This window comes from Pontibacillus chungwhensis BH030062, from assembly GCF_000770675.1.
GTDB classification, from domain to species: Bacteria; Bacillota; Bacilli; order Bacillales; family BH030062; genus Pontibacillus; species Pontibacillus chungwhensis.
Map to the genome: position 1 here is coordinate 1 of NZ_AVBG01000029.1, position 2482 is coordinate 2482.

2 protein-coding genes are annotated in these 2482 nt (G+C 38.9%); both read right to left on the reverse strand.

Annotation, left to right across the window (positions count from 1 at the left end; genetic code table 11):
* Window positions 1–45: 45 nt before the first annotated feature.
* Window positions 46–804, reverse strand: coding sequence for an IS21-like element helper ATPase IstB (istB, locus tag N780_RS19045; RefSeq protein ID WP_036787965.1), 759 nt, complete (start codon window positions 802–804; stop codon window positions 46–48).
* A complete protein-coding gene (gene istA / locus N780_RS19050) occupies window positions 801–2348 on the reverse strand; it encodes an IS21 family transposase (RefSeq protein WP_052115174.1) in 1548 nt (515 codons plus the stop codon). Before istA ends, istB begins: the two co-directional genes overlap by 4 nt.
* Window positions 2349–2482: the final 134 nt, after the last annotated feature.

Here is a 2482-nt window from a genome sequence, read left to right on the forward strand (position 1 = left end):
TTGTAAACGTCAAGTTGATTTTTACACTTTCTGCTCATTGAACTTTTACACTTCTGCTGAAAATACTTTTTTGCGATGCTTCATTCGATAACTGTCTCCATCCATATGAACTACTTCTACACGATGAAGTAGGCGGTCTAAAATGGCTGTAGTAATACCTTGGTCTCCCATAAGCTCTCCCCATTGGTCTGGACTCTTGTTAGAGGTTAAAATGATCGAACTTCGTTCGTATAAATGGTTAACTAAATGGAAGAATAGATTGGCTTCCCTCTGGTCCATAGCCATATACATCAGATCATCAATAATCACTAGGTCTGCCGCCTTGATGCGCTTCAATTGTACCTTTGATTTATTAAGTATTTCTTCTGTTTTTAGAAGCTGAACAAGTTCGCCCATTGTTACGAAGCACACATTAAATCCTCTGTAGATAGCCTCAATACCTATCCCAATAGCTAAAAAAGTTTTCCCTACGCCTGGAGGACCTAGGAGAATAAGGTTATAATGCTGCTCTAACCAGCTCAGCTCTGAAAGTTGAGAAAGTTGGCGTTCTGTTATGGCGTTTTGCTCATTAATATTGAATTCACTGAGGGATTTCATGTAAGGGAAACGAGCCCATTTCAAACGACGTTCCAGGTTCTTCGCTTCACGTTTCTTCAGTTCAAAACCTGTAATAGATTCTAGAAATTCTAAGTACGTCCACGATGCCTTTTCAGCTTCGCGGAGGAGCTGCGGTAGCTCCTCCGCTGTTTCAGCTAATCGTAATTGGCGAAACTGATCTTGTAGTTCAGTGACGGTCTTATTCATTGTGCAGCGCCCCCTAGAATACTAGTGTAAGCGTCCAAGGAACGTGTTGTAACGATCATGCCTTTGGCATGTTTGGGGCCCTTAGAATCATTCATTTTATTTCTAACAGGTGCTACTTTTAAATTCTTAAAATATTGAACCATATCTCTAAAATCATTGGCACTATATAATTTTTCCTTCAAACACTTAGTTAGTGCTTCGTCAATCCATCCAGGATCTTCTTGAATGACACGATGTATGATCGCAAGTTGATCTCGCCTATAACGAGCGTACTTCAAACAAATTTCATTTAAGTAGGTGCGCCCTTGTTCTTGATCCTTAAATCTTGAAATTAGGTGTTCTTTATATTCTTCAATTCCTTTAGAACGGTCTCGAGTATGGTTTCGATTTTGGATCAGTTTCCCTTTCTCTAAACTAATTAAATGCTCAGCTATGATCTCGCCCTCAAGTTGTTTGCGGATCTCTAGCGTTTGACGTTTTCCGGTCTTGATTTTTATATATACTTGATTGTCAGTAGCTGAGTTATAGGTTCCTAACGGAACAGAATAACGGTTGGATTTAAATCGAACTGTATTGTCCTTACCCACATTCCTTGTTATACTTTGTTCATGGTTACTTTCGAAAGAAAGTAGGGAGGAGACCGGCTTTAAGTGTTGCTTTTCGACGAGAAACACTTCGGCTGGTCTCTTTTTTGTAGTCTGATGTACGTGATAGTTTCCGGTGCGCTCTAACCACTGTAAAGCGCGCTTATTCCAATCATCGATATTGCTGAAGACTCGGCTGTCTGCGAAGTTCCCTTTTATGTACTTCACAACATTCTCAATCATTCCTTTTGATTCAGGATCAGCTTTTCGGCATAAATGAATTTTAAATTTACGTTCATTCACATAACTCTGGAATTCAGTTGTAAGAAGAAGCTGCCCAGCATTCTCGCTTACCGTGATTAAGTGGTCTTGGTCATAAACGATTTCTTCTGTTCTTCCTCCATAATATTGGAAAGCATTCTCATGACAACGAATTGCATCTCGTGTAGTAAATGGCCGATTTTGCCACTCCATATATTTAAGTCGAGAATGGGCAAGGACAAATGCTATAAAATATAATTTCACTTCTTTTTTATTTATCGTTTTCTGCTTCGTTTCTCCCCAATCTACCTGAAGCTGTTTACCCATTGGTTGCTCCGGTACCGCCTCGTACTGTCTTACTATGTTCTTTTTCTCAATCTGATAGATTTCACGCAATTCTCTTACATAAGACCGAACTGTGCTTTCTCCAACTTCCATATCAGGATATCGCTCCAGTAACCAATCCCTAATTTGAGCTGCACTTAAATGAGGATACTCTTCCAGCCATGCAATAATCCAATCCCGATAGGGATCTAACTTCCTAGCTTTGCGATGAGGATCTTCTAGTAGCTGTTTCACTTCTTCATAGGTCATCCCTAAATATTTATATACAGTAGGTCGAGAAATCTTTAGCTCTTTTGCTATTTGAGTTATTTTAAACTTACGTTCACTTAGTTGATGAATCTTTACATACAACATTAACTTTTCCCCCAAAATCCTAACCTCCACGTAAAATAACAGAATACTATTAGTTTACTAGAAGCTTAGGTAATTATGGCGAAAGTGTAAGAAATATCTTGGCGAAAACTGTCAATTTTATTCTAGCGTTTACA

Bases quoted from the DNA above. Each gene is read 5' to 3' on its own strand.
- istA (WP_052115174.1), bottom strand. From the start codon at position 2,348: ATGTTGTATGTAAAGATTCATCAACTAAGTGAACGTAAGTTTAAAATA.
- istB (WP_036787965.1), bottom strand. From the start codon at position 804: ATGAATAAGACCGTCACTGAACTACAAGATCAGTTTCGCCAATTACGA.